The sequence below is a fragment of the Stenotrophomonas sp. YIM B13575 genome (assembly GCF_042787595.1).
In the GTDB taxonomy this organism is placed as follows: domain Bacteria; phylum Pseudomonadota; class Gammaproteobacteria; order Xanthomonadales; family Xanthomonadaceae; genus Stenotrophomonas; species Stenotrophomonas lactitubi_B.
The window spans coordinates 16,917-42,614 of record NZ_JBHZOP010000044.1 but is presented as its reverse complement, the minus strand read 5'-3'; the positions used below and the strand labels follow the sequence as shown (position 1 = coordinate 42,614).

22 protein-coding genes are annotated in these 25,698 nt (G+C 63.9%); 15 read left to right on the top strand and 7 right to left on the bottom strand.

The features are described from left to right. Positions 1–50: 50 nt before the first annotated feature. Positions 51–638 carry an alpha-ketoglutarate-dependent dioxygenase AlkB gene (locus tag ACFX4F_RS08470; RefSeq protein ID WP_099820373.1) on the bottom strand — a complete coding sequence of 196 codons (588 nt, stop codon included), beginning with the start codon at positions 636–638 and terminating at the stop codon, positions 51–53. Between the two features lie 103 nt (positions 639–741). On the opposite strand from ACFX4F_RS08470, the gene ACFX4F_RS08465 reads away from it, so the two are divergent. Beyond that, positions 742–2,811 (top strand): glycoside hydrolase family 99-like domain-containing protein, encoded by a 2,070-nt coding sequence (locus tag ACFX4F_RS08465; protein ID WP_380654124.1) that lies wholly within the window; start codon positions 742–744, stop codon positions 2,809–2,811. A gap of 38 nt (positions 2,812–2,849) precedes the next feature. On the opposite strand, the gene ACFX4F_RS08460 is transcribed toward ACFX4F_RS08465, so the two are convergent. Together ACFX4F_RS08460 and ACFX4F_RS08455 are read right to left on the bottom strand one after the other, a co-directional pair. Then, entirely contained in the window at positions 2,850–3,482 is a 633-nt protein-coding gene (locus tag ACFX4F_RS08460) for a CoA transferase subunit B (RefSeq protein ID WP_099820375.1), read from the bottom strand. 1 nt (position 3,483) lies between these two features. Beyond that, complete coding sequence (locus ACFX4F_RS08455; RefSeq protein ID WP_089238633.1) at positions 3,484–4,215, bottom strand: CoA transferase subunit A; 732 nt, start codon at positions 4,213–4,215, stop codon at positions 3,484–3,486. A gap of 173 nt (positions 4,216–4,388) precedes the next feature. Here ACFX4F_RS08455 and ACFX4F_RS08450 point away from each other — a divergent pair, with 173 nt between their 5' ends. The 3 genes from ACFX4F_RS08450 (at position 4,389) to ACFX4F_RS08440 (ending at position 9,871) form a co-directional block, all read left to right on the top strand. Then, the gene (locus ACFX4F_RS08450; protein WP_380654110.1) at positions 4,389–7,010 is read left to right on the top strand and encodes a DEAD/DEAH box helicase; all 2,622 of its coding nucleotides are present in this window, start codon (positions 4,389–4,391) and stop codon (positions 7,008–7,010) included. Positions 7,011–7,106: 96 nt separating this feature from the next. Continuing rightward, positions 7,107–8,453 carry a phosphomannomutase gene (locus ACFX4F_RS08445; protein ID WP_380654107.1) on the top strand — a complete coding sequence of 449 codons (1,347 nt, stop codon included), beginning with the start codon at positions 7,107–7,109 and terminating at the stop codon, positions 8,451–8,453. A 14-nt stretch (positions 8,454–8,467) separates the two neighbouring features. Further along, on the top strand, positions 8,468–9,871 hold the full coding sequence (locus ACFX4F_RS08440; protein WP_099820378.1) for a mannose-1-phosphate guanylyltransferase/mannose-6-phosphate isomerase: 1,404 nt from the start codon (positions 8,468–8,470) through the stop codon (positions 9,869–9,871). 52 nt (positions 9,872–9,923) lie between these two features. Here ACFX4F_RS08440 and rfbD read toward each other — a convergent pair whose 3' ends face one another. The 4 genes from rfbD to rfbB are packed head-to-tail and all read right to left on the bottom strand — an operon-like array spanning position 9,924 to position 13,325. Next, positions 9,924–10,817: a dTDP-4-dehydrorhamnose reductase gene (rfbD, locus tag ACFX4F_RS08435; protein WP_380654104.1), complete on the bottom strand. Its 894-nt coding sequence runs from the start codon at positions 10,815–10,817 to the stop codon at positions 9,924–9,926. Beyond that, positions 10,814–11,371, bottom strand: coding sequence for a dTDP-4-dehydrorhamnose 3,5-epimerase (gene rfbC, locus ACFX4F_RS08430; protein WP_380654101.1), 558 nt, complete (start codon positions 11,369–11,371; stop codon positions 10,814–10,816). Before rfbC ends, rfbD begins: the two co-directional genes overlap by 4 nt. Beyond that, positions 11,368–12,255 carry a glucose-1-phosphate thymidylyltransferase RfbA gene (rfbA, locus tag ACFX4F_RS08425; RefSeq protein WP_380654098.1) on the bottom strand — a complete coding sequence of 296 codons (888 nt, stop codon included), beginning with the start codon at positions 12,253–12,255 and terminating at the stop codon, positions 11,368–11,370. Before rfbA ends, rfbC begins: the two co-directional genes overlap by 4 nt. Positions 12,256–12,269: 14 nt before the next feature. After that, complete coding sequence (gene rfbB / locus ACFX4F_RS08420) at positions 12,270–13,325, bottom strand: dTDP-glucose 4,6-dehydratase (protein WP_380654095.1); 1,056 nt, start codon at positions 13,323–13,325, stop codon at positions 12,270–12,272. Between the two features lie 287 nt (positions 13,326–13,612). On the opposite strand from rfbB, the gene ACFX4F_RS08415 reads away from it, so the two are divergent. The 11 genes from ACFX4F_RS08415 to ACFX4F_RS08365 all read left to right on the top strand — a co-directional run bounded on the left by ACFX4F_RS08415 (position 13,613) and on the right by ACFX4F_RS08365 (position 25,697). Further along, entirely contained in the window at positions 13,613–14,359 is a 747-nt protein-coding gene (locus ACFX4F_RS08415; protein ID WP_099820383.1) for an electron transfer flavoprotein subunit beta/FixA family protein, read from the top strand. Then, positions 14,359–15,297: an electron transfer flavoprotein subunit alpha/FixB family protein gene (locus ACFX4F_RS08410; protein WP_099820384.1), complete on the top strand. Its 939-nt coding sequence runs from the start codon at positions 14,359–14,361 to the stop codon at positions 15,295–15,297. Before ACFX4F_RS08415 ends, ACFX4F_RS08410 begins: the two co-directional genes overlap by 1 nt. Before the next feature lie 57 nt (positions 15,298–15,354). Next, the gene (locus ACFX4F_RS08405; RefSeq protein WP_099820385.1) at positions 15,355–15,738 is read left to right on the top strand and encodes a GtrA family protein; all 384 of its coding nucleotides are present in this window, start codon (positions 15,355–15,357) and stop codon (positions 15,736–15,738) included. A gap of 397 nt (positions 15,739–16,135) precedes the next feature. After that, positions 16,136–17,914, top strand: a complete 1,779-nt coding sequence (locus ACFX4F_RS08400) for an LTA synthase family protein (protein ID WP_380654090.1) — start codon at positions 16,136–16,138, stop codon at positions 17,912–17,914. Between the two features lie 226 nt (positions 17,915–18,140). Continuing rightward, entirely contained in the window at positions 18,141–19,163 is a 1,023-nt protein-coding gene (locus ACFX4F_RS08395) for a YbhN family protein (protein WP_380654087.1), read from the top strand. Between the two features lie 69 nt (positions 19,164–19,232). Next, positions 19,233–20,624, top strand: coding sequence for a UbiA family prenyltransferase (locus ACFX4F_RS08390; protein WP_099820421.1), 1,392 nt, complete (start codon positions 19,233–19,235; stop codon positions 20,622–20,624). Next, positions 20,621–21,934, top strand: a complete 1,314-nt coding sequence (locus ACFX4F_RS08385) for an FAD-binding oxidoreductase (RefSeq protein WP_380654084.1) — start codon at positions 20,621–20,623, stop codon at positions 21,932–21,934. The genes ACFX4F_RS08390 and ACFX4F_RS08385 overlap by 4 nt, the downstream gene beginning before the upstream one ends. 2 nt (positions 21,935–21,936) lie before the next feature. Then, positions 21,937–22,668 (top strand): SDR family oxidoreductase, encoded by a 732-nt coding sequence (locus ACFX4F_RS08380; RefSeq protein WP_380654081.1) that lies wholly within the window; start codon positions 21,937–21,939, stop codon positions 22,666–22,668. A gap of 27 nt (positions 22,669–22,695) precedes the next feature. After that, complete coding sequence (locus tag ACFX4F_RS08375; protein ID WP_099820388.1) at positions 22,696–23,367, top strand: class I SAM-dependent methyltransferase; 672 nt, start codon at positions 22,696–22,698, stop codon at positions 23,365–23,367. 30 nt (positions 23,368–23,397) lie between these two features. Beyond that, positions 23,398–24,342 carry an NAD(P)-dependent oxidoreductase gene (locus tag ACFX4F_RS08370; RefSeq protein WP_099820389.1) on the top strand — a complete coding sequence of 315 codons (945 nt, stop codon included), beginning with the start codon at positions 23,398–23,400 and terminating at the stop codon, positions 24,340–24,342. Between the two features lie 29 nt (positions 24,343–24,371). Continuing rightward, the gene (locus ACFX4F_RS08365) at positions 24,372–25,697 is read left to right on the top strand and encodes an NAD(P)/FAD-dependent oxidoreductase (protein ID WP_380654077.1); all 1,326 of its coding nucleotides are present in this window, start codon (positions 24,372–24,374) and stop codon (positions 25,695–25,697) included. Position 25,698: the final 1 nt, after the last annotated feature.

The following is a 25,698-nucleotide window of genomic DNA, read 5'->3' as shown; positions in this document are numbered from 1 at the left end:
CGCTACCCCGCGCGGTTCCGGTAGCGCCGGGCCATGCCCGGCGGCAGCCCTCAGCGCGGCGTGATCCAGCGGAACGTCAGGTTGATGCGCTCCCCCTGCACCCGCGCCATCTTCGGCAGCGCGTGCTGGTAGTAGCGTTGGGTCTGCCCGCCCATCAGCAGCAGGTCGCCGTGACCGAGCAGGTACTCGGCCTTGCGTGCCGGATCGTCCCGTCGGCGCAGCAGGAACCGTCGTGCTGCTCCCAGACTCAAGGAGGCGATCAGCGGCGCAGGCCCCAGCTCGGGCTCGTCGTCGCTGTGCCAGCCCATGTAGTCGGTGCCGCCGCGATAGCGGTTGAGCAGAACGCTGTTGAATATGCCGACGCCCTCGGCCTGCAGCCGGTCGCGCAGCGCGGACAGCTGTAGTGGCCACGGATGGGGCACGAACTCGGCGCCTGAATAGCGGTAGCGTGCCTGCGGATCACCGATCCAGCAGCTCAAGCGAGGCGAATCCACCCAATTGCCGAACATGCGGATGCGGTGGATTTCCCAAGGCAGTTGCGCCTGCAGGGCTGGCAGCAGGGCATCGGCCGCAGCGGCGGACAGCCAACCCGGCAGGTGGCGCACATCCGCGTCGGGCAGGTCGTGGGGAAACAGCATCGCCACACGCTAGCACGGCCACGTTTGCCGTCGTGGCCGCCAGCACCGAAAATGGCGGCATGACCGTTGCCATGCTACCGCCGCCTGCCGTCCACACCCACTGCTGGGGCGCCCAGCCATGAGCGGCAGCCGCCTGCGCCAAGCCCTGTTTCCACTGCTGCGCGCGGTGTTCCGTGCGTTGCCGATGTCGCAGGCACAGCGCGATCGCCTGCGTACCCGCCTGTTGGCCCGGCATGGCGACTGGGTGCCCCCACCGCCGAAGGGACAGCAGGACACCGGTGGCCCCCGGGCCAGCGCGCAACTGCGCTGGCGCGCCGACGAGCCCGCGATCGGCCACGTCCCTTGGCGCGAAAGCGTATTGCCCTCGCCACTGCCAGCAACGCTGGTGGCGTTCTACCTGCCGCAATTCCACACCTTCCCGGAGAACGACGCCTGGTGGGGCAAGGGCTTCACCGAATGGCGCAACGTCAGCCGCGCCCTGCCGCAGTTCGAAGGCCATGTGCAACCGCGACTGCCTGCCGACCTGGGCTTCTACGACCTGCGCAATCCGCAGGTGATGCGTGACCAGGCGCGTTTGGCTGCGGAGTATGGCATCGGCGCGTTCTGTTTCTACTACTACTGGTTCAGCGGCCGTACGTTGATGGAGGACCCGCTGCGCCAGTGGCTGGACGACGACGGCATCAACCTGCCGTTCTGCCTGTGCTGGGCCAACGAGAACTGGGCACGGCGCTGGGACGGGCGCGACGACGACATCCTGATCAGCCAGCAGCACAGCGCCGAAGACGATCTGGCCTTCATCGCCCACATCGCGCCCTATCTGCGTGACCGCCGCGCGTTGAAGGTCGATGGCCTGCCGATGCTGCTGGTCTACCGGCCACATCTGCTGCCCGATGCCCGGGCGACTGCCGAACGCTGGCGTCGCTGGTGCCGCGACAATGGCGTGGGCGAGATCCATCTGGCCTACGTTCAAGGCTTCGAGCGCCCCGACCCACGTGACATCGGATTCGACGCTGCGGTCGAATTCCCTCCAAACATGAGCAACCCTTCCTCGCTGTCGGCGCGGCAGTGGCTGCTCAATCCCGATTTCAATGGCGACGTGCGCGACTGGCGTGAACTCGCCGCCGAGCTCAGCACACGTCCGCTGCCGGACTATCCGCTCTACCCCGGCGTGAATCCGGGCTGGGACAACGAGGCTCGCCGTTCGGGGCGCGGCCGGGTGTACCTGCATGCCTCGCCGCGCGGCTATCGCGACTGGCTGCGCACCACAGTGCATCAGCGGCTGTCGGCAGTACCGGCAGAACAACGCCTGGTCTTCATCAACGCCTGGAACGAATGGGCCGAGGGCGCCGTGCTGGAACCGGATGCAAGGCTGGGTCATGCATGGCTGCAGGCCACCCGTGATGCGCTGTCACCGGCTCCTGCACCGATCCAGCAGCCGGCGGTGCATCTCCATGCCTGGTACCTGGAGACGCTCCCGGAAGTCCTGTCTGCATTGCACGACGCAGCACTGCCCTGGCGGATCGTGGTGACCACTCCGGCGCAGCACGTGGACGCAGTGCATCAGGCGCTTGCCGCACATGGCCTGCAGGGTGAGGTCATGGCAGTGGACAACCGCGGCCGCGACATCCTGCCGTTCCTTGAAGTGGCTGAACTGCTACAGGACCAGCACGAAGTGATCCTGAAGCTGCATACGAAACGTTCCAGCCATCGTTCCGATGGCGATCAGTGGCGGCAGGAACTGCTGCAGCGCCTGGTACAGGGCGGGCGGGCCGCACGCATCCACGCCGCGTTCCAGGCCGATCCCAGCCTGGGCATGGTGGTCGCCGAGGGTCACCTGCTGCCGGTGGCCGCATACGTTGGCGGCAATGGTCCCGCGCTGCAACGGCTCCAGGCGCGGATCGGCCTGCACGCTGCAGCAGACGGCGGCCAGTTCGGTGCCGGCAGCATGGGTTGGTGGCGGTTGCAGGCCCTGCGCCCGCTACTGGACGCACACCTGTATCGAAGCAACTTCGAGACTGAGCACGGCCAGATAGACGGGACACTCGCCCATGCCATCGAACGCGTGCTCGGTACATGCTGTGAACACGCCGGACTACGTGTAGCGACGGCGGCCGCGTGCGTGGGTGAGCCCGACGCCCACGGCAGCGGATACGCCTACGCCCGACGCAGCTGACCGACAGGAGGCACCGCACACCTCCTGTCACGGATCAATCAGGTGCGCTTGAACGCCACGCCCGTCTTTTCCTTCAACTCATCATCGCCAACGCCCGACGCGGCTTCCACCAGCACCAGACCGTCATCGGTCACATCGAATACCGCCAGGTCGGTGATGATGCGGTCGACCACGCCCACACCGGTCAGCGGCAGCGTGCATTCGGCCAGGATCTTGTGCTCGCCGTTCTTGGCGGTGTGCTCCATCAGCACCACCACGCGCTGCACGCCGGCCACCAGGTCCATCGCACCGCCCATGCCCTTGACCATCTTGCCGGGCACCATCCAATTGGCCAGGTCACCCTTGTCGGTCACCTGCATCGCACCCAGGATTGCGAGGTTCACGTGGCCACCGCGGATCATCGCGAAGCTGTCATGGCTGCCGAAGTAGCTGGCACCGGCGCGCGCGGTCACCGTCTGCTTGCCAGCATTGATCAGGTCGGCGTCCACCTCGGCCTCGGTCGGGAACGGGCCGATGCCCAGCAGGCCGTTTTCCGACTGCAGCCATACGTCCACGCCCTCGGGGATGTGGTTGGCCACCAGGGTCGGCAGGCCGATGCCCAGGTTCACGTAGGCGCCATCGGTCAGTTCACGCGCAGCGCGCGCCGCCATCTCGTCGCGGGTCCATGCCATGTCAGTTGCCCTCCGCACGGATGGTGCGCTGTTCGATACGTTTTTCAGGGGTGGGGTTATGCACGATGCGGTGCACGTAGATGCCCGGCAGGTGCACCTGGTCCGGATCGATGCTGCCGACCGGCACCACCTCCTCCACTTCCACGATGCAGACCTTGCCGGCCATCGCGCAGGCCGGGTTGAAGTTGCGCGCGGTCTTGCGGAACACCAGGTTGCCGGCCTCGTCGGCCTTCCACGCCTTGACCAAGGCGACGTCGGCGCGCAGCGCGGTTTCCATCACGTAGTGCTTGCCGTCGAACTCACGGGTTTCCTTGCCTTCGGCCACCACCGTGCCGTAACCGGTGGCGGTGAAGAACGCCGGAATACCCGCACCGCCGGCACGCAGGCGCTCGGCCAGTGTGCCCTGCGGATTGAATTCCAGCTCCAGTTCGCCGGCCAGGAACTGCCGTTCGAACTCCTTGTTCTCGCCCACGTAGGACGAAATCATCTTCTTGATCTGCCGGGTTTCCAGCAGCTGGCCCAGGCCGAAGCCATCCACGCCCGCGTTGTTGGAGATCACGGTCAGGCCCTTGGCGCCACTGTCGCGCAGCGCGGCGATCAGTGCCTCGGGAATACCGCACAGGCCGAAGCCACCCACGGCCAGAACCTGGCCATCAGCGACCACGCCCTGCAGGGCATCCGCCGCAGAGGCGAAACGCTTGCTGCGCGTGCCGCTGGAAGTCGATTGCTGCATCTCTACTGCCCTACCCGGTGAGAATGCCGCCATTCTAGCGGCACACCCGTTGCCGGCTGGGATGCGCCGCAGCATGAACCAGCATGCCGGGCCCTCAGTCCGTAGAATGTCCGCTTCCCCGCTTGCGGTGCCCTTGGCAACGCGTGCTGCAGATGGAGAGGACAGGACGACGCATGGCCGTAGTATTCACCGGAGGGGAACTGTCCCGCTGGCTGGATGCCGGGACACTGGGAAAGGGCAACCACCTCGTTTCGGCAGTGCGTGAACTGCGCTACCAGTCACCGCTGCTGACCGCCCAGCTCGAGGGCTGGGAGGTGTCGATCGACCTGGACGCCAGCGCCCGCACACCGCACAGCCCCCTGCAGAGTCGCTGCACCTGTCCAGCGGGCGGGCACTGCGAGCATGTCGCCGCCGTGCTGCTGGCCGCGCTGCAGAACTCACTGGAGGGTGAACCGGGTTCGCTGCGTGCGGCCGCCGATCCGATACTGCCCGCCCTGCAGACCCAGGCGATGACGCCGATCCTGCATCTGCACAGCATGGAATACCGTCCTGCCTGGCTCACCGAGCGCGATCCTTCGCAGTGGCTCGACGTCGCCACCGTGGCCTTCGAGTACGACGAGCACGTACGTTTTCTCGATGACCCGTCGCTGTTCGTGCATGGCGCCGAAGGCCAGCTCTACCTGCTGCCGCGCGACCTGGCCGGGGAGGCACGGCGCGAAGCTGAACTGAACAGCGTCCACCTGCACCGCGAGCGGCAACCGCGCATCGTGCTGGAGGGCGGCGGTCCGTTGTTCGAGCTGCGCAGTTTCGACTGGACCCGCTTCCTGCTGGAGGATGTGCTGCGGCTGGAAGCGCTGGGCTGGAAGATCGAGACCGACGATGCCTTCCGTCATCGCATCACCCGGGTGGAGGAGATCGACCTGGATGTACGGTCGGTGCCCACCGACAACTCCGCGTTCGACCTGGCCCTGACCATCGACATCGATGGCCGCAGCATTGCGCTGGCTCCGCTGTTGCAGGGCGTACTGCAGTCCGATCCGCGCTGGCTGCGCGGCCAGCTGGACGCGATCGGCGATGACGAGAACGTACTGCTGACGACAGCGGGCAATGAACGTCTTGCCCTGCGGGCAGCCCGGCTGAAACCGGTGATCGCGCTGCTGGCGGATCTTTTCGGCGACCGCGGGCAACCGCTGCGCCTGCAGGCGCACGACCGCGGACGCCTGTTGGCACTGCAGGACGCCGCGCAGCTGCGACTGCACAGCAGCAACGATACCCGTGCACGCGTGCAGCGCCTGCTGGACGCACCGGCGATGACCGCAGTCCCAGCGCCCCAGGGCTTGCGCGCGACGCTGCGCAGCTACCAGCTTGAAGGCCTGTCCTGGCTGCAGTACCTGCGCCAGCAGGGCCTGGGCGGCGTGCTGGCCGATGACATGGGCCTGGGCAAGACACTGCAGACCCTGGCCCATCTCCTGGTTGAAAAGCAGAGCGGCCGCCTGGACAAGCCGGCGCTGGTGGTCGTGCCAACCTCATTGCTGCACAACTGGCAGAGTGAAGCTGCGCGCTTCACTCCGGATCTGCGCGTCCTGACCCTGCACGGGCCTGGGCGTGACACGCAGTTCGATGCCATTGCCGCACATGATCTGATACTGACCACCTATCCCCTGCTCTGGCGCGACGAACACGCGCTGCAGGCGCATTCCTACCATCTGCTGATCCTGGACGAGGCACAGCAGGTCAAGAACCCCAGGTCGCGTGCAGCGGCCACGCTGCGCACGCTGCTGGCCCGTCATCGACTGTGCCTGACCGGCACCCCGCTGGAAAACCATCTGGGCGAGCTGTGGACGCAGTTCGACTTCCTGCTGCCCGGGCTGCTCGGCAGCGAAAAGCAGTTCAACCAGCACTGGCGCCACCCCATCGAGCGCGGCAGCGACCGCCGGCGCGCACAGCTCCTGGCCCAGCGCCTGCGCCCTTTCATCCTGCGCCGACGCAAGGACCAGGTCGCCTCCGAACTTCCGCCGAAGACGGTCATCACCCGCACTGTGGCGATGGAAGGCGGCCAGCGCGAACTGTACGAAACCGTGCGCGCGGCAATGGAAAAGCAGGTCCGCGAAGCGATCAACGGCAGCGGGCTGGCGCGCAATCACATCGTGGTGCTGGACGCGTTGCTGAAACTGCGCCAGGTCTGCTGCGATCCGCGCCTTCTGCCGGGCCCTGCACCCGCGCGCACTGCAGGCTCAGCCAAGCTGGACCTGCTGCGCGAGATGCTGCCGTCCATGGTCGAAGAAGGACGCCGCATCCTGCTGTTCTCCCAGTTCACCGGCATGCTGGCCCTGATCGCGCAGGCATTGGATGCACTCGGTCTGGCCTACGTGACCCTGACCGGCGACACCCAGAACCGGGTCACGCCGGTGCAGCGCTTCATGGAAGGCGAGGTTCCCGTGTTCCTGATCAGCCTGAAGGCCGGCGGCGTGGGCTTGAACCTGACCGCCGCCGACACCGTCATCCACTTCGATCCATGGTGGAACCCGGCTGCCGAGAACCAGGCCACCGACCGTGCCCATCGCATCGGCCAGGATCAGCCTGTGTTCGTCTACAAGCTGATCGCCGCGGGCAGCGTCGAGGAACGGATCGCCGAGCTGCAGCAGCGCAAGGCCGACCTGGCCGACGCGATCCTGGAAGGTAACGGGGGCACGGGGCCGCGCTTCGATGCCGCCGATCTGGAGGCGTTGCTGTCTCCGCTGCCCGGCGCGCCGGCCAAGCGCCCCGCGCGCAAACGCCGGTCCGCCCACACGTGACAGCTTCGGCGGTCAGGCAGCGTTGGGGCTATGGAAACGATTCCCATACAAGGCTGGGATTACACTAGCCAACTGATCTGACAAAGGATTCCAGCGATGCCCCTGCCCGCCTTCAAGGCTTATGACATCCGCGGCCGCGTGCCGGAAGAACTGAACGAAGACCTCGCCCGCCGGATCGGTGTGGCCTTGGCCGATCAGTTGTCGCCCGGGCCGGTGGTGGTGGGGCACGACGTGCGCCTGACCAGTCCGGCACTGCAGGACGCGCTGGCGGTGGGCCTGCGCGGCGCGGGCCGGGAAGTGATCGACATCGGCCTGTGCGGCACCGAGGAGGTCTACTTCCAGACCGACCATCGCGGTGCAGCCGGCGGCGTGATGGTAACCGCCAGCCACAACCCGATGGACTACAACGGCATGAAGCTGGTCAAGGAGAACGCGCGCCCGATCAGCTCGGACACCGGCCTGTTCGCGATCTCCGATGCGGTTGCCGCCGATACCGCGCCCGCCGCACCGGCCAAGGCCGGGCAGACCGCCCAGCACGACAAAAGCGCCTACATCCAGCACCTGCTGTCCTATGTCGATGTCAGTAAGCTGAAGCCGCTGAAGCTGGTGGTGAACGCCGGCAACGGCGGCGCCGGCGCCATCGTCGACCTGCTGGCGCCGCATCTGCCGTTCGAGTTCATCCGCATCTGCCACGAACCCGATGGCAACTTCCCCAACGGCATTCCCAATCCACTGCTGCAGGAGAACCGCGCCGCGACTGCCGAGGCGGTTCGCGAGCACGGCGCCGACTTCGGCATTGCCTGGGACGGCGACTTCGACCGCTGCTTCTTCTTTGACCACAGCGGGCGCTTCATCGAGGGCTACTATCTCGTCGGCCTGCTGGCCAAGGCGGCGCTGGACCGCAACCCGGGCGGCAAGATCGTGCATGACCCACGCCTGGTCTGGAACACCGTGGAGATGGTCGAACAGGCCGGCGGCGTGCCGGTGCTGTGCAAGAGCGGCCATGCTTTCATCAAGGAAAAGATGCGCGCAGAGGATGCGGTGTACGGCGGCGAAATGAGCGCCCACCACTACTTCCGCGAATTCGCCTATGCCGACTCGGGCATGATCCCCTGGCTGCTGATCGCCCAGCTGATTTCCGAAAGCGGCCGTTCGCTGGCCGACTGGGTGGAGGACCGCATGGCGGCGTACCCGTGCAGTGGCGAGATCAACTTCAAGGTCAGCGATGCGAAGGCGTCCGTGGCCCGCGTGATGGAACACTTCGCCGCGCAGTCGCCGGCGCTGGATCATACCGATGGCATCAGTGCCGACTTCGGCGACTGGCGTTTCAACCTGCGCAGTTCCAACACCGAACCGCTGCTGCGCCTGAACGTGGAATCGCGCGGGGATGCGGCGCTGATGCAGGCGCGCACCGATGAAATCGCCGCGCTGTTGAAGGCCTGAGCGGAGATGTCGCGATGAACACCGTCCAGCCTGTCATCCTCTCCGGGGGCTCCGGCACCCGCCTATGGCCCCTGTCGCGCGAGGCGTATCCCAAGCAGTTCCTGCCTCTGGCCGGTGAGCTGACGATGCTGCAGGCAACGTGGCAGCGCGTGGCCCCCATCGCCAGCCGCGGCCCGCTGGTCATTGCCAACGAAGAACACCGCTTCGTTGCGGCCGAACAACTGCAGCAGGTCGGCGCCGAGCCGGCCGCGATCATCCTCGAGCCGGTTGGCCGCAACACCGCCCCGGCGATTGCCGTGGCCGCGCTGGAAGCCACCCGTGATGGCGCCGATGCGCTGTTGCTGGTGCTGCCCTCCGATCACGTGATCACCGATGAGGCCGCCTTCCGTGCGGCGGTGCAGGCGGCTTCCAGCGCCGCTGAAGCCGGCAAGCTGGTCACCTTCGGTATCGTGCCGACCGGCCCGGAAACCGGCTACGGCTACATCAAGGCCGCCGATGGCCAGGGCGTGCGCGCAGTCGAACGCTTCGTCGAAAAGCCCGATCTGGACACCGCCACCGGCTACGTGGCCAGTGGCCAGTACTACTGGAACAGCGGCATGTTCCTGTTCAAGGCCTCGCGCTACCTGCAGGAGCTGGAACGCCTGCAGCCGGCCATGTTGTCGGCCTGCCGCACGGCATGGGAGGGCGCGCGCCGCGATGCCGACTTCACCCGGTTGGACAAGGACGCGTTCACTGCGGTGCCGTCCGATTCGATCGATTACGCCGTGATGGAAAAGACCGCCGATGCGGTGGTAGTGCCGTTGGATGCCGGTTGGAACGATGTCGGCTCCTGGACCGCACTGCGCGATGTATCGCAGCAGGACGGCGATGGCAATGCGCACCAGGGTGATGTGATCGCCATCGACTGCCGCAACACCTATGCCTACGGCCAACGCCTGGTGGCAATGGTCGGGCTGGATGATGTGATCGTGGTCGAGACCGACGATGCAGTGCTGGTCGGCAAGGCCGATCGCATGCAGGAGGTCAAGACGGTGGTGGCGAAGCTGAAGGCTGATGGTCGCAGCGAAGCCACCTGGCATCGCAAGGTGTACCGGCCGTGGGGAGCCTACGATTCAATCGACAACGGCGAGCGTTTCCAGGTCAAGCGGATCACGGTCAAGCCCGGCGGTACGCTGAGCCTGCAGATGCACCACCACCGTGCCGAGCACTGGATCGTGGTCAGCGGCACCGCCGAAGTTACCCGCGGCGATGAAGTAATCCTGCTGAGCGAGAACCAGAGCACCTACATCCCGCTGGGGGTGACCCATCGCCTGCGCAACCCGGGCAAGCTGCCGCTGGAACTGATCGAAGTGCAGTCAGGCAGTTATCTGGGCGAAGACGATATCGTGCGCTTCGAGGATACGTACGGACGCAGTTGAGTCGTCGCCCTGCGGTGGGTGCCGACCGTTGGTCGGCACGCCGCCTACCGGGTCAGGCAATCTCAGCCATGACCCGCTTCAACCCGTGCTGCCACGTCGGCAGTTCGATGCCGAAATCCTGCTGCAGCTTGCGGTTGTCGAGCACCGACCATGCGGGACGCTTGGCCGGGGTCGGGTATTCGGAACTGGGGATGGCTTCAACCGACGGCACCTTGTCCAGCACGCCCGTCGCCAGCGCTTCAGCGAAAATCGCCTCGGCAAAACCATGCCAACTGGTCTGGCCCGATGCGGTCAGATGCCATGTTCCCGACAGGCCACCCGGGTGCTGCAGCGCCTGTGCGGTGACATCAGCGATCAGCGCCGCCGGCGTCGGCGTGCCGATCTGGTCGGCCACCACACGCAGCTGATCGCGCTCGGCACCGACGCGCAGCATCGTGCGCAGGAAGTTCGCGCCGTGCGAGGCATACACCCACGCAGTACGGAAGATCAGGTGGCGACCACCGGCCGCACGCACCGCATCCTCGCCATCACGCTTGCTGGTGCCGTACACGCCGAGCGGCGCGGTCGGTTCGTCTTCGCGGTACGGGGCCGTGCCCTGGCCATCGAACACGTAGTCGGTGGAGTAATGCACGAACGGTACGTCATGCGCTGCACACCAGCGGGCGATCACGCCCGGCGCTTCGGCGTTGGCGGCGAATGCGGCCTCTACCTCCTGCTCGGCACGATCCACGGCCGTGTAGGCGGCCGCGTTGACTACCAACGACGGCTGCAGCCGGTCCAGCAATGCAGGCAAACTGTCGGGCTGGCCGAAGTCGGCCATTTCGCAGGCGTTGCCATCAGGCAACTGGCCGCTGCGGGTGGTCGCAACCACCTTGCCCAGCGGCGCCAGCGCGCGCAGCAGTTCCTGGCCGACCTGGCCGTTGCCACCGAATACCAGCACCGTCATGCGACGTAGACCGGCAGGCGGTCTTCAGCAATGTCCTTGAGGAACGGCGCGTTCTCGTCCTTGGCCGACAACGTCGGCGCGCTGATCGGCCAGTCCACGGCGATATCGGCGTCATTCCAGCGCACGCCAGCGTCGAAGTCCTTCAGGTACACCTCGGTGCACAGGTAGCTGAACACCGCACGCTCGGACAACACGGCAAACCCGTGTGCAAAGCCTTCCGGAATCCAGAACTGCTTCTTGTTCTCCGCGCTGAGCACCACCGCTTCCCACTGGCCGAAAGTCGGTGAGCCGCGGCGGATGTCGACGGCCACGTCATACACCTCGCCTTCCAGCACGCTGACCAGCTTGCCCTGCGGGCGCGGCCACTGGTAATGCAGGCCGCGCAGAACGCCCTGTGCCGAGGTGGAGACATTGCTCTGCACGAAGCGGTCGGGCAGGCCCAGCGCAGCGAAGCGCTCGGCATTCCAGGTCTCGAAGAAATAGCCACGGGCATCGCCGAACACAGCCGGTTCGATCACCACGCAACCGGGCAACTTGGTTTCAATCACTTTCACGGAACGACTCCACGCAGAGCGAGCTTGTGCAGGTACTGGCCGTAGCCATTCTTGATCAGCGGTGCAGCCAGTGCTTCCAGCTGCTCGGCGCTGATCCAGCCCTGGCCGAACGCGATTTCCTCGGGGCAGCACACCTGCAGGCCCTGGCGGGTCTGGATGGTCTCGATGAAGTTGGACGCTTCCAGCAACGACTGGTGGGTACCGGTATCGAGCCAGGCATAACCACGGCCCAGCGGCTCCAGGTGCAGGTTGCCCTCGCGCAGGTAACGCTGGTTCAGATCAGTGATTTCCAGCTCGCCACGCGGCGACGGCTTCAACTCCGCTGCGTGGTGACTGGCGTTGCCATCGTAGAAGTACAGACCGGTCACCGCGTAGTTGGAACGCGGATTCTCGGGCTTCTCGACCAGATCGATGACCTTCCCGCTCTTGTCGAACTCGGCCACACCGTAGCGCTCCGGGTCGTTTACCCAGTAGCCGAATACGGTGGCGCCATGATCACGCTGGTCGGCGTTGCGCAGCACTTCGCGCAGGCCATGGCCGTGGAAGATGTTGTCCCCCAGCACCAGGCAGCTCGGCTTGCCACCTACGAAGTCCTTGCCAATCAGATAGGCCTGGGCCAGGCCGTCAGGGCTCGGCTGCACGGCGTACTGGATGTCCATGCCCCACTGCGAGCCGTCACCCAGCAACTGCTGGAACAGCGCCTGCTCGTGCGGGGTGTTGATGATCAATACTTCACGGATGCCCGCCAGCATCAGCACGCTGAGCGGGTAGTAGATCATCGGCTTGTCGTACACCGGCAGCAGCTGCTTGCTGACGCCTTTGGTGATCGGATACAGCCGGGTGCCGGAGCCGCCGGCGAGGATGATGCCCTTGCGTTGGGTCATGTCGTGTCCTTGGTTCAGGCCGCGGTGCCGATGCGCTGCAGGCGATAGCTGCCGTCGAGCACGCCGTTCACCCATTCCTGGTTGTCCAGGTACCAGTCGACGGTAAAGGTGATGCCCTGCTCGAAGGTGTAGGCCGGTTCCCAGCCCAGGTCGTTCTTCAGCTTGGAAGCGTCGATCGCATAGCGGCGGTCATGGCCCGGGCGATCGGCGACGTAGGTGATCTGGCTGCTGCGCGGCTGGCCGTCCGCGCGCGGGCGGCGCTGGTCCAGCAGCTCGCAGATCGCCTGCACCACTTCGATGTTCTGCTTTTCCGAATTGCCGCCGACATTGTAGGTCTCACCCACCTGGCCCTTGGCCAGCACGGTGCGGATCGCTTCGCAGTGGTCGGACACGAACAGCCAGTCGCGCACCTGCTTGCCGTCGCCGTACACCGGCAGCGGTTCGCCGGCCAGGGCCTTGGCGATCACCAGCGGGATCAGCTTCTCCGGGAAGTGGTACGGGCCGTAGTTGTTCGAGCAGTTGGTGGTCAGCACCGGCAGCCCGTAGGTGTGGTGGAACGCACGCACCAGGTGATCCGAGGCGGCCTTGGACGCCGAGTACGGCGAGTTCGGTGCATACGGGGTGGTTTCGCTGAACTTGCCGGTCTCGCCCAGCGTACCGTACACCTCATCGGTGGAGACGTGCAGGAAGCGGAACGCCGCGCCCTGCTCGGCCGGCAGCGCCTTCCAGTAGTCTCGCACCGCCTCAAGCAGGCCGAGGGTGCCGACGACATTGGTCTGGATGAAGGCGCCAGGGCCATCGATGGAGCGATCGACGTGGCTTTCGGCGGCGAAGTTCAGCACGGCATCGGGCTGGTGCTCGGCCAGCAGGCGGGCAACCAGCGCGCTGTCGCCGATGTCACCCTGCACGAACACGTGGTTGGGATTGCCGTCCAGGCTGGACAGGGTCTTCAGGTTGCCGGCGTAGGTCAGCGCATCGAGATTGATGACCTTGACGCCGCGGGCGGCAGCCTCGAGAACGAAGTTACCGCCAATGAATCCGGCGCCGCCGGTGACAAGCCATGTGGGCACTACCTGTTCTCCTGATTATGATTCGCGGGACAGGGCCTTCGTGGCCCCGACAATGCAACGTGAAAGGATACAACGCACTTCCTGTAGCGGGCGATCACACAGGTGAACTGGCGCCCACTGGATTGCCGCATCGCAGCATGGTGCACGTCAACCATACGCATTCGCATGGTTACCCCAAGCCAGCTAGAATCGGGGTCCCACCCCCGAACCGGTTGCTGTTGCAGGACCGGGCGTTCTCCGCAACTGTGAGCCGGCCAGCGGCCGGCACTACAAGGATCGAGTACCAGATGAAAATCCTCGTCGCGTACAAGCGCGTGGTGGACTACAACGTCCGCATTCAGGTCAAGCCGGACGGTTCCGGCGTGGTCACCGACGGCGTCAAGCTGTCGCCCAATCCCTTCGATGAAATCGCCCTGGAAGAAGCGTTGCGCCTGCGCGACAAGGGCATCGCCAGCGAAGTCGTGGTCGCCACCATCGCCCCGGCCGATGCCCAGGCGCACCTGCGCAACGGCCTGGCCATGGGCGCCAATCGCGCCATCCACGTCGTCACCGACCAGGCCATCCAGCCGCTGACCGCCGCCCGTACCCTGCTCAAGCTGGTCGAGAAGGAACAGCCGGACCTGGTGATCCTCGGCAAGCAGGCCATCGACGACGACGCCAACCAGACCGGCCAGATGCTGGCCACGCTCTGGGGCCGTCCGCAGGCGACCTTCGCCAGCAAGCTCGACATTGCCGACGGCAAGGCCACCGTGACCCGTGAAGTCGACGCCGGCCTGGAAACGCTGGAAGTCGACCTGCCGGCCGTGGTTACCACGGACCTGCGCCTGAACGAGCCGCGCTTCATCAAGCTGCCCGACATCATGAAGGCCAAGGCCAAGCCGCTGGAGACCCTGCAGCTGGCCGACCTCGGCGTTGAAGCCGCCGATACCTTCAAGACCACCCAGTACACCGCGCCTTCCAAGCGCAGCAAGGGCGTGATGGTCAAGGACGCCGCCGAACTGGTGGCCGCACTCAAGCAGAAGGGGTTGCTGTAATGAGCAGGATTCTCGTCATCGCCGAGCACCACGACGGCAAGCTCAACGCCGCTACTGCCAAGACCGTCAGCGCTGCTGCAGCCATTTCCGGCGCCAGCATCGATGTGCTGGTGCTGGCCGCCGACCCGACCGCCGTTGCGGCTGAAGCGGCGAAGATCGCCGGCGTCGCCAAGGTCCTAACCGTGGCCAACGCCGCCAACGCCCAGGCCCTGGCCCAGGTGCTGGCCCCGCAGATCGCGCAGCTGGCCAAGGGCTACAGCCACGTGTTCGGCCCGTCGACCACCTTCGGCAAGGACCTGATGCCGTGCGTGGCCGCCCTGCTCGGCGTCAACCAGGTCTCCGACCTGATGGCCGTCGAAGGCAGCCACACCTTCAGGCGTCCGATCTACGCCGGCAACGCGATCATCACCGTGGAAGCGCCAACCGACCAGATCGTGGTCGCCACCGTGCGTGCCGCGTCGTGGCCGGAAGCGGCCCAGGGCGGCAGTGCCGCCATTGAAGCGGCCAGCGTCGACGCCTCCCTGCCGACCCACACCCGTTTCGTCGGCCTGGCCGCCGGTGCCAGCGACCGCCCGGACCTGCAGAGCGCCAAGCGCGTGGTCTCCGGCGGCCGTGGCGTGGGTTCGGAAGAGAACTTCAAGGTCATCTTCCAGCTGGCCGACAAGCTCGGCGCCGCCGTGGGTGCCTCGCGCGCTGCGGTGGATGCCGGCTACGTGCCCAGCGACCTGCAGGTTGGCCAGACCGGCAAGATCATTTCGCCGGAGCTGTATGTGGCCGTGGGTATCAGTGGTGCCATCCAGCACCTGACCGGCATCAAGGATGCCGGCACGATCGTGGCGATCAACAAGGATGCGGATTCGCCGATCTTCGAGATTGCCGATATCGGTCTGGTGGGGGATCTGTTTGCGATCCTGCCGGAGCTGGAAAAGGCGCTCTGAGCCCCAAAGGCTGAAGCCAGGGTATCACTCGATACCCTGGCCCCGCCTGGACACCCCATGAAACAACGACTTCTCCGTTTCCTGATCTCCGGTGGTTCGGCCGCTGCAGTCGAATATGCCGTGTTCATTGCGCTGCAAATGGCATTGGGCGAGAACTGGCTTTTCCTCAACCAGTCGCTCAGCTTCGGCTGCGGGTTTGTAGTCAGCTTCCTGCTTAATCGCCATTGGGTATTCCAAAGCGATGGACACATGGGGAGCGAGCTTTTCAAGTACGGCATTGTTGCGACAATAAATCTCGCTGCCGGCAATTTGGCGATCTTCCTGCTGGTTGGCCCCGCAGATATCCATCCATTGATCGCGAAGTTCCTGGTAATGGGAATGATCGCCGCGTGGAACTATCTTATTTTCTCGCGACTGGTTTTCAGGAAGCCGGTCACGTAGCAGCAGATCGCCGGCACTCTCCTGGAGCAAGGCAGATTCTGCCATCGGCGACATGTGGAGATGCACCAAACGAGAACACTGTGTTTCAGATATGGGGCCGGCATGTGAATGTGCCGGCCCTTTTTCGTTTCGTCCATGCAGATTCCAGCCCCACCCGAACGCTAAAGCCACGATCGGCAAACCAATGCGCCGCTCCAACGCAAAATATGTCGCCATGTATCCAGATGCACACCAAAGCAGGCGACCCGACTCATTCACCAATGTGCATAAAATGTGAACAACGCCGTATCATTGGACCAGGCATGGAGGCCCATCGCTGTCATTCGGCCTCCGACGCTCATTCCCATTCCAGAGAGGCAACGAGGAAGGATTCCATGGAGATTCTTCCATTTGGCTGATGAGTATTAATATATTGAATATCACGCGGCGTTTCCCTGCATGGGGAACCTGCGTCGCAGGATTGCTCACCGGCGTCCTGCTGCTGCGGATGAACCGCTATTACCCTCCGAGCGAACTGCTGTACCTGTCCATCAGCTTTCTGCTGGAGTTGGTATTGATCGATCTGCTCACCCATCTCGCGCTGGGTCTTCGCAATCGAGTCTTACGGATCATCGTCCTGCTGTTGCCTGCAGCAGCCGGCTTCATCTACGTGGCCCAGCTCTATTCCATCTGGCTCTCCGGCGGATTGATTCCACCCATCGCCTTTGCGAACCAGGAAGTGGCTGGCCTTATCGCCTTCAACGGCGTGTACGCGATGCTAGGCACCTATCTGCTGGCCTTCATCGCCTTTGCTTTGCTCCAACGCCCCTCCCCCCCACGCTTCAACCCACGCACTTCGATGCTATGCCTTGGTGTAGCTGCTGCTGCGTATGCCGGTTTGATCCACGACCAGCCCATGGCGCGCGGCATCATTGTCGCGCGTGGTGAAGTGCCAGTAGCCTCGTTGGTCCGCGCGTACATGGCGTATATCGGCATGAGTAGCCGGGTGCAGCTCAGCGCAGCACAATTGGTCGAAGCGCGCGCCGAGTTCTCGCGGCGAACGATCTATCAGCAGGGTTTCCCGCCAGAAATGACGCAGACCCTTGGACCACGACCGAATGTCATCGTGATATTCACCGAGGGCATGTCAGCGCGCTGGATGGAAACCTATGGCAGTCTCCATCCAGGACTGACCCCCAATCTTGATCGACTGGCAGGAGGCTCGCTGGTCCTTACCAATTACTACAATCACACTGCTGCAACGTTCCGCGGCCTGCGCGGCCAACTGACTTCAGGTCATCAGGAGATTGATGGGTATAACAAGGAAGGCACAGGAATCGGCCAACGCGACGTATCAGGAGACGTCACAGCGGTATCTCGGATCAGCATTCCGGAAATACTCCGCGCACACGGCTATCACAGCATGTTTTTCCTGTCCCAGCAGGAGTACATCAACAAGATGGTTGAAACTCTCGGCTTCGACCGTACGTTGGGGCGCGACTATCTTTTCGAGTCGCATGTGCGGGGCAGTGCCGACTCGGCAATGCCAAAGTATCTAAGTGACCCTGAATTGTTCGACAGCATGCTTTCCGAACTGGAAGCACAGCCGCGGGACAAGCCATTCTTCGCAGCGGCTTACAACTTCCAGACCCATGCATTCCTGGATGGCGACGAAAGATTTGGCGACGGCAACAACATCGTCCTCAATCGCTTCCATACATATGATCGCGACATCGGTCGCTTTATCGAACGATTCATGGCCAGCCGGTTGCACGAGAACACGATTCTCGTGGTCACTGCGGACCACTCAACGTTCCCGGAGCCCGTGACCGTCGATGCGGATCGTCGCATCAAGGGATACTTTGTTGACACCATACCCTTGTTGATTTACTGGAAAGGTGTCCAGCACCAGGTAATCGATGTCGCTGGCAAGAACTCCTTGGACCTTGCTCCTTCGCTCCTGAGCCTTCTGGGTGCCAGAAAGGGCCACAATCTGTTCCTGGGCTGTACGTTCTTCGAAGAGTGCGAACTGGACCGTATTTCCAACGTCGGCGGCGAATACGTATTGACCGACGCACATGGATCCTATCGGGAGTCCGATATCCCGGAAGGGACGCAGGCGCATTACGACCGGGCAAGGCGCACCATCGAACGCTACAAGTCGATGGACCTGATAATCGACACACAGGAGCACTGAACAAGCGCCGTAGCGGACGATCACCATGCGACCGCTGGTCGTCCTGGCTGACACCCGCCTGCAACCAGCAGGCCACCATCGGGGACGGAAGGACAGGCGCCATGTCCCGCCACGCCTGATTGGCGGAACATGGCGCTACTCGAAGGAGTTCGGGCAAATCTTGTCGAAGAATACCGCTAGAATGCCCGGCCAGGCCTTTTGAACCCCCAACCGGAGCCTCGCCAACTTGCGTCCGCTCCTTGACCAGCAGCCCGTGTCAGCCATCGCGCCGCCTCCCCGGTGGCGTGGCCTTGCTTTTCTGCTGGCCATCAGTTCGGTGTACCTGGCACTGCTGCTGTACGTGGACCGTGATACCGGTGTGCTCTCACGGTTGGCTGAACTGCCCGGCTCGCTGGCGTTGTGTGCCGTACTTGTGTCGGGCAGCTTCGCAATGCGCTATCAACGCTGGCACTGCCTCCTCCGCGTCCAAGGATATGAAGTCCATTGGGGTGTGGGCCTGCGCGCGTACGTGGCCGGGTTCGCCTTCACGGCCTCACCGGGCAAAGCCGGCGAACTGCTCCGCATCCGCTACTTCGGCAACCTGAACGTCCCGCCACAGGTGGTGCTGGCGACCTTCATCGTCGAACGAGGCCAGGATCTCCTGGTCATCACCGCGCTGGGGGTTGGGGTATCCGCGTTGATCCCCGCATTTGGCGCCTTGGCCATGTTGGTAGCGGGCAGCTTGAGCGTCCTCTACCTCGCCACTCGCTGGCCTTGGTTGCTACAAAAAATGGGCGCAATTGGAGATCGCCTTCCATTCGCGTGGGGACGGCGCCTGGCATCCTTCCTCATTGCCGGCGTCAGCGGTGTAAGCCCGCTGCTGCGGTGGAGCGTTATGCTGCCGGGGCTTGTACTAGGCGGCTCCGCATGGCTGCTCATTGCGCTTGCCTTCGCCGCACTCTGCTCTGTCCTCGGCATGCATCTGAGCTGGCCGCAAGCACTGGGCATCTATCCGGTGGCAATGCTGGCCGGCGCCGCGTCCTTCGTCCCCGGCGGGGTGGGCACGACCGAAGCCGCCATCGTGTTGATGTTGACCACAGTGGGCGCCAACATGGACGTCGCCGTCACCGCCGCGATCGGCATACGGCTTGCAAGTCTATGGCTGGCAATCGTGATGGGCATGCTGGCCATGGCAAGCCTGGAAATCCGCCCGGCCCGGCAATGTTCCAGGAGCGCCAGCGCTGCCACCGAAGGCGCATTCGATTCTTGAAAGAAGTTCCCATGTCCCGACTGTTTCCTGGAGCCCCCGACCTTGGCCACTGACGTTCGTGCCCTCTGCGTGGACCTTGATGGCACGCTGCTGCGCAGCGACATCCTGTACGAGTCCCTGTTGGCCCTGCTGGCGCACAATCCCCTGTACCTGCTTCTGCTGCCGTTCTGGTTGCTCCGTGGCAAGGCGCATGTGAAGAGGCAACTGGCATCCCGCGTGAAGCTGCCCGCCGACACGCTCCCGTATGACGAACGTGTGCTGGAAATCCTGCGCACCACCACCCAGCGCCCACGCGTATTGTGCACCGCCTCAGACCGCCTGCTCGTACAACCCATCGCAGAACACCTTGACCTGTTCGAGGAGGTCATGGCCAGTGACGGTCAGACCAACCTATCCGGCAGCAACAAGGGGCGAGCCCTGGCTGAGCGATTTGGCGAACGCGGCTTTGACTACATGGGCAACGGCCAGGTTGACCTGAAGGTATGGGCCCATGCCGGTGGCGCGATCGTAGTCAACAACGATGCAGCACTCGCTCGTGCCGCAGCGAAGCAGACCGAGGTTCTGGCCCACCTGCCATCGCAGAACGGCGGCCTGTTCACATGGATCAAGGCCCTTCGCGTTTACCAGTGGTTGAAGAACCTGCTGGTGCTGGTGCCGCTGTTGACCGCACACCGCTTCTTCGATATCGGCTCGATCATTGATGCCGGCGTGGCCTTTCTGGCATTCGGCCTGTGCGCTTCAGGCGTCTATCTGCTCAACGACCTGCTGGACCTGACCCCTGACCGCATGCACCCGCGCAAGCGCAAGCGGCCGTTCGCGGCCGGCACGCTGCCGCTGCTGCATGGCCTGCTGCTTGCGCCACTGATCACCCTTGCCGGTTTCATGCTTGCGCTGGTCTGCAGCCCGGCCTTTGCCGCCGTACTCCTGTGCTACTACGTGATGACCCTGAGCTATTCCCTCAAGCTCAAGCGCATCGTGATGATCGATGTTGTGATGCTGGCAGCGCTCTATACCGTGCGCATCATTGGCGGCGCCGTGGCGATCAACTCCGAACTGTCGTTCTGGCTGCTGGCGTTCTCGATGTTCGTGTTCCTCAGCCTGGCCATGCTCAAGCGCTACACCGAGCTGGCTTCGGCACTGGCCAACGGCAAGGAAATGGCGATCGGTCGCGGCTACTCCGTCGCCGACCTGCCGCTGGTGCAGTCACTGGGTGCAGCTGCCGGCTACATCGGCGTACTGGTGTTCGCGCTGTACATCAACAGCCCCGAGAGTCTGGAGCTCTACAGCAGCCCGAAACTGCTGTGGCTGCTGTGCCCGATCCTGCTGTACTGGATCAGCCGGATGTGGATCGTGTCCCATCGCGGCGACATGCATGATGATCCGATCGTGTTCGCGGCCATGGACCGCAGCAGCCAGATCGTCATCGGGCTGTGCGTGCTGATCGTGCTGCTTGCAATATGAATGCGACGACCGGCCAGTCCTGGGGGCGCTACCCGCGCGTCGAGCAACGGATCATCCCGGTGCTCGACCGCAATGGCGCCCTGCCGCTGCCCTCAGACGGGGGTACGGTATTGGCGCATGGCAATGGCCGCAGCTACGGTGACAGCTGCCTGAACCCAGGTGCCACGCTGCTGACCAGCCGTGGACTGGACCGGTTCATCGATTTCGATCCCTCTACCGGCGTCGTACGCTGCGAGGCAGGCGTCACCTTGGCCGACATCCTGGATATCGCCCTGCCCCGTGGCTGGTTTCTGCCGGTTACCCCCGGTACGCGCTACGCCACGGTTGGCGGCGCCATCGGTAATGACGTGCATGGCAAGAATCATCACCAAGCGGGTACGTTCTGCCACCACGTGCGGTGCATCGAACTGCTGCGCAGCGATGGTTCGCGCCAGCAACTCACGCCGGCCGACAGCAGCGGCCTTTTCGCGGCCACCGCTGGCGGGTTGGGCCTGACCGGATTCATCACCTGGGTCGAACTGCAGCTTCGCCGGGTGCCCGGCCCCTGGATCGAAACCGAGTCGATCCGCTTCGACAATCTCGACGAATTCTTCGAATTGTCGCGCGACTCGGCTGAAGGATTCGAGTACACGGTGGCGTGGATCGACTGCCTTGCAAAGGGCGCCAACCTCGGCCGCGGCCACTTCCTCCGGGGCGACCATGCACCAGGCGATGCGCAGGCCGCCACGCCCAGTTCGGCCCCGCGACGCAGCATGCCACTGGTACCGCCAGTGTCGCTGGTCAACCGGTTGACCCTGCGTCCTTTCAATACGCTGTACTACTGGCGGCAGCCGGCGCGCCACGTCCGCCACATATCGCACTACCAGAGCTATTTCTATCCGTTGGATGGCATCAATCACTGGAACCGGATGTATGGTCCGCGTGGTTTCCTGCAGCACCAATGCGTACTGCCTCCGGCCACCGCCCGAGATGCCACTGCAGCACTGCTGGCGGAAATCGCCCGCAGCGGACGTGGCTCGTTCCTGGCGGTGTTGAAGGAATTTGGCGACCGTCCCTCACCGGGCATGCTGTCGTTCCCGCGTCCGGGTACGACCTTGGCGCTGGACTTCCCCAATGACGGGCCGGACCTGCTGAAAATGCTCGATCGGCTTCATCGCATCGTCAGCGACGCTGGCGGCGCGGTGTATCCCGCCAAGGATGCGCGGATGTCCGGTGCCCTGTTCCGCCAGGCCTACCCGGCCTGGGAGGCATTCTCCCGCTTCATCGACCCTCGATTCTCATCCGGCTTCTGGCGCCGGGTAATGGAGTAATCATGCAGAAGATCCTGATCGTCGGCGCCACCTCGGCCATTGCCGAGTCGGTAGCGCGTCTATACGCCGGCCGTGCCGCGGCGCTCTATCTGGTCGGTCGCAGCGCTGGCAGGCTGGAGACCATCGCCGCAGACCTGCGCGTGCGCGGTGCTCAGCGGGTGGAGAGCGGCGTGCTCGACGTCAATGATGTCGATGCCCACGGCCCCTTGTTGGACACAGCCTGGGCAGCACTGGGTGGTATCGATACCGTACTCATCGCGCATGGCACGTTGCCCGACCAGGCCGCCTGCGATGCGTCGGTGGAGGTGTCGCTGCGCGAGTTTTCGACCAATGGCACCTCCACGATCGCTTTGTCCGCCGCCCTGGCACAGCGCCTGCAGCCGGGCGCCACGCTGGCGGTCATCTCCTCGGTGGCAGGTGATCGCGGTCGTGCCAGCAACTACCTGTATGGCAGCGCCAAGGCGGCCGTTACGGCCTACCTGAGCGGCCTCGGCCAGCGCCTGCGACCGGCCGGGGTGAACGTACTGGTGATCAAGCCCGGTTTCGTCGATACCCCGATGACCGCCGCCTTCAAGAAAGGCGCACTGTGGGCGACACCGGACAAGGTGGCCGCCGGCATCCTGAAGGCCATCGGCAAGCGCAAGCCCGTTGCCTACCTGCCGGGCTTCTGGTGGGCGATCATGATGATCATCAAGAATATCCCCGAGTTTGTGTTCCGCCGCATTTCCCTCTGACCTGAACCACGAACCAGGACGACCCGCATGCCGGATATCGATCGCGATCTCGACGTACTGTACCAGCACCGCTTTCCCAAGGAAGAACTCGCCAACAAGAACCGGATCTGGCAGGTACTGTGTGGCCAGTACTTCAATCGGTTCGTAAATCCGTCCGACACTGTCGTCGATATCGGTGCCGGCTACTGCGAGTTCATCAACAACATTCCGGCGGCCGGCAAGATCGCGGTCGACCTGAACCCCGACGTTCGCCAGTTCGCGGCAGAGGGCGTGCGCATCATCAATGAATCGTGCACGGCCGTGGCCTCGATCCCCGATGCGAGTGTCGATGCTGTATTCATGAGCAATTTCCTGGAACACCTGCCCAGCAAGGACCTGGTACTGCAGACGTTGCGCGAAAGCGCGCGCATGCTCAAGCCCGGCGGCCGCGCCATCATCCTGCAGCCGAACATCCGTTTCCTGTACGACGAGTATTGGGATTACTTCGACCACCACACCGCTCTCAGCGACCGCAGCCTGGTTGAAGGTGTTCTGATGGCCGGACTCGAACCCCGCGTGGTGATCCCCAGGTTCCTGCCCTACACCACCAAGAGCCGCCTGCCACAGGCACCCTGGCTGGTATCGCTGTACCTGAAGATTCCGCTGGCGTGGCACATCCTGGGCAAGCAGGCGCTGGTCGTGGCCTACAAGCCGCGCTGATTCCATTTCCTTTCGTAGTCGAGTTGGTCCATGGCACAGAAAAACGACAAGATCGTCCTCACCGGCGCTGCCGGGCTGGTAGGTCAAAACCTGATCGTGGAGATGAAACAGCAGGGCTATACCCAGCTGGTTGCCATCGACAAGCACGCCCACAACCTGGAAATACTGCGCAAACTGCACCCGGACGTGCAGACGGTGCTGGCAGACCTGGCCGAGCCAGGCGACTGGGCGCGCGCATTTGAAGATGCGCGCCTGGTCGTGCAGCTGCACGCACAGATCACCGGCAAGACCACCGACCTGTTCGTTCGCAACAACCAGACAGCAACGGCGCACGTGCTGGCCGCCAGCAAAGCTGCGGCGGTTCCCTACATGGTCCATATCAGTTCGTCGGTGGTGAACTCGGTGGCCAAGGACGACTACACCAACACCAAGCGCGTGCAGGAAGCCATGGTGGTCGACAGCGGCCAGCGCCACTGCGTGCTGCGACCGACGCTGATGTTCGGCTGGTTCGATCCCAAGCACCTGGGCTGGCTCTCGCGTTTCATGGCCCGCACGCCTGTATTCCCCATTCCCGGCGACGGAAAATTCATGCGTCAGCCACTCTACGAACGCGACTTCTGCCGCTGCATTGCCAAGTGCATCGAGACCGAGCCCGACGGCGAAGTCTTCGACATCGTCGGCGATACCCGCGTGGACTACGTGGACATCATCCGCACCATCAAGCGGGTGAAGAACCTGCACACGCTGATCGTGCACATTCCCATCGGATTCTTCGCATTTCTGCTGAAGGTCTACAGCTTGTTCAGCAGCAAGCCTCCCTTCACCGCCGACCAGTTGAAGGCGCTGAGCGCGGGCGACGACTTCAAGGGCATCGATACTGAAGCCGTATTCGGGGTAAGGCAGACACCGTTCGAGGAAGCGATCCGCGAGAGCTACACCGACCCGCGTTACAGCCATATCGTGCTGCAGCGCTGACCCAACAGAACAGACGGAAGAACATTCGAATGAGCAGTTTCGCCATCATCGGCAGCGGCCCCATGGGCCTCATGGCAGCATTGGAGCTGCTCAAGCAAGGCCACCAGGTTGACGTCTACGAGCGCGACGACCGGATTGGCGGCATGTCGGCGGATTTTGATTTCGATGGCCTGCGCATCGAGCGCTACTACCACTTCATCTGCAAGACCGACTATCCGCTCTTCAAGCTGCTCGATGACATGCAGCTGTCCGATCGCCTGCACTGGACGGACACGAAGATGGGGTATTACTACAAGGGCAAGCTGCAGAAGTGGGGGACGCCGTTCGCCCTGCTGGGCTTCCCCCACCTGGGCATCATCGACAAGGTGCGCTACGCCCTCCACGTAATGCACACCAAGGGCATCCAGGACTGGACTGCGCTGGACAAGGAAAACGCACGCGACTGGATCACCCGCTGGATCGGCCCGAAGGCCTACAAGGTGATGTGGGAAAAGGCGTTCGCCTTGAAATTCTTCGAATACCAGGACCGGCTGTCGGCATCGTGGATCGGCACCCGCATCAAGCGCGTGGCACTGTCGCGGCGCAATCTGCTCAATGAAAGCATGGGCTATCTGGAAGGCGGCTCGGCCGTGCTGCTGCAGAAAATGGCGGCGGACGTGCACCGTCGCGGTGGTCGCATCCTGTTGTCGCAGCCGATCGAGGAAGTTACCTCGGTCGAGGGCAAGGTCACCGGCATCCGCACTCAGGAAGGCCATCAGCCGTACAACGCCGTGGTGTCCACCGCCCCCATCCAGTACGTGCCCAGGCTGGTGCCTGGCCTGCCGAAGGCATTCGCGGACCAGGTCGATGCCATCGAGAACATTCCCGTGGCCTGCGTGATCCTGAAGCTCTCGCAGCCGGTGAGCGAGAACTTCTGGATGAACATCAGCGATGAACGCATCAGCATCCCCGGCCTGATCGAGTACAGCAACCTCAACCCAGGCAAGGGCCCCGGCGAGCACATCGTTTACGCGCCGTACTACATGCCCAAGACCCACCCGAAGTGGCAGTGGAGCAACCAGCAGTTGATCGACGAGGTCATCAGCTACCTGCCGATGATCAACCAGGCCTTCAAGCCGGAATGGATCAAGGCGACGCACTGCCACCGCTATGAGTTCGCGCAGACCATCTGCCCCCCCGGTTTCCAGGACATGCTGCCGCCGATGAAGACCCCGTTGCAGGGCTTCTTCATGGCCGACACCGCGTACTACTACCCGGAAGATCGTTCGATCAACGAGAGCATCGCAGTGGGTGCGACGCTGGCAGCTGCTGCTGCCGCCGGTTCACCGCCTACCCATGCAACAGCCGGCGAGTAGT

Coding starts and splice junctions, on each gene's coding strand:
- ACFX4F_RS08470 (WP_099820373.1), bottom strand. CDS start 638: ATGCTGTTTCCCCACGACCTGCCCGACGCGGATGTGCGCCACCTGCCG.
- ACFX4F_RS08460 (WP_099820375.1), bottom strand. CDS start 3,482: ATGGCATGGACCCGCGACGAGATGGCGGCGCGCGCTGCGCGTGAACTG.
- ACFX4F_RS08455 (WP_089238633.1), bottom strand. CDS start 4,215: ATGCAGCAATCGACTTCCAGCGGCACGCGCAGCAAGCGTTTCGCCTCT.
- ACFX4F_RS08450 (WP_380654110.1), top strand. CDS start 4,389: ATGGCCGTAGTATTCACCGGAGGGGAACTGTCCCGCTGGCTGGATGCC.
- ACFX4F_RS08445 (WP_380654107.1), top strand. CDS start 7,107: ATGCCCCTGCCCGCCTTCAAGGCTTATGACATCCGCGGCCGCGTGCCG.
- ACFX4F_RS08440 (WP_099820378.1), top strand. CDS start 8,468: ATGAACACCGTCCAGCCTGTCATCCTCTCCGGGGGCTCCGGCACCCGC.
- rfbD (WP_380654104.1), bottom strand. CDS start 10,817: ATGACGGTGCTGGTATTCGGTGGCAACGGCCAGGTCGGCCAGGAACTG.
- rfbA (WP_380654098.1), bottom strand. CDS start 12,255: ATGACCCAACGCAAGGGCATCATCCTCGCCGGCGGCTCCGGCACCCGG.
- ACFX4F_RS08415 (WP_099820383.1), top strand. CDS start 13,613: ATGAAAATCCTCGTCGCGTACAAGCGCGTGGTGGACTACAACGTCCGC.
- ACFX4F_RS08410 (WP_099820384.1), top strand. CDS start 14,359: ATGAGCAGGATTCTCGTCATCGCCGAGCACCACGACGGCAAGCTCAAC.
- ACFX4F_RS08405 (WP_099820385.1), top strand. CDS start 15,355: ATGAAACAACGACTTCTCCGTTTCCTGATCTCCGGTGGTTCGGCCGCT.
- ACFX4F_RS08400 (WP_380654090.1), top strand. CDS start 16,136: ATGAGTATTAATATATTGAATATCACGCGGCGTTTCCCTGCATGGGGA.
- ACFX4F_RS08385 (WP_380654084.1), top strand. CDS start 20,621: ATGAATGCGACGACCGGCCAGTCCTGGGGGCGCTACCCGCGCGTCGAG.
- ACFX4F_RS08380 (WP_380654081.1), top strand. CDS start 21,937: ATGCAGAAGATCCTGATCGTCGGCGCCACCTCGGCCATTGCCGAGTCG.
- ACFX4F_RS08375 (WP_099820388.1), top strand. CDS start 22,696: ATGCCGGATATCGATCGCGATCTCGACGTACTGTACCAGCACCGCTTT.
- ACFX4F_RS08370 (WP_099820389.1), top strand. CDS start 23,398: ATGGCACAGAAAAACGACAAGATCGTCCTCACCGGCGCTGCCGGGCTG.
- ACFX4F_RS08365 (WP_380654077.1), top strand. CDS start 24,372: ATGAGCAGTTTCGCCATCATCGGCAGCGGCCCCATGGGCCTCATGGCA.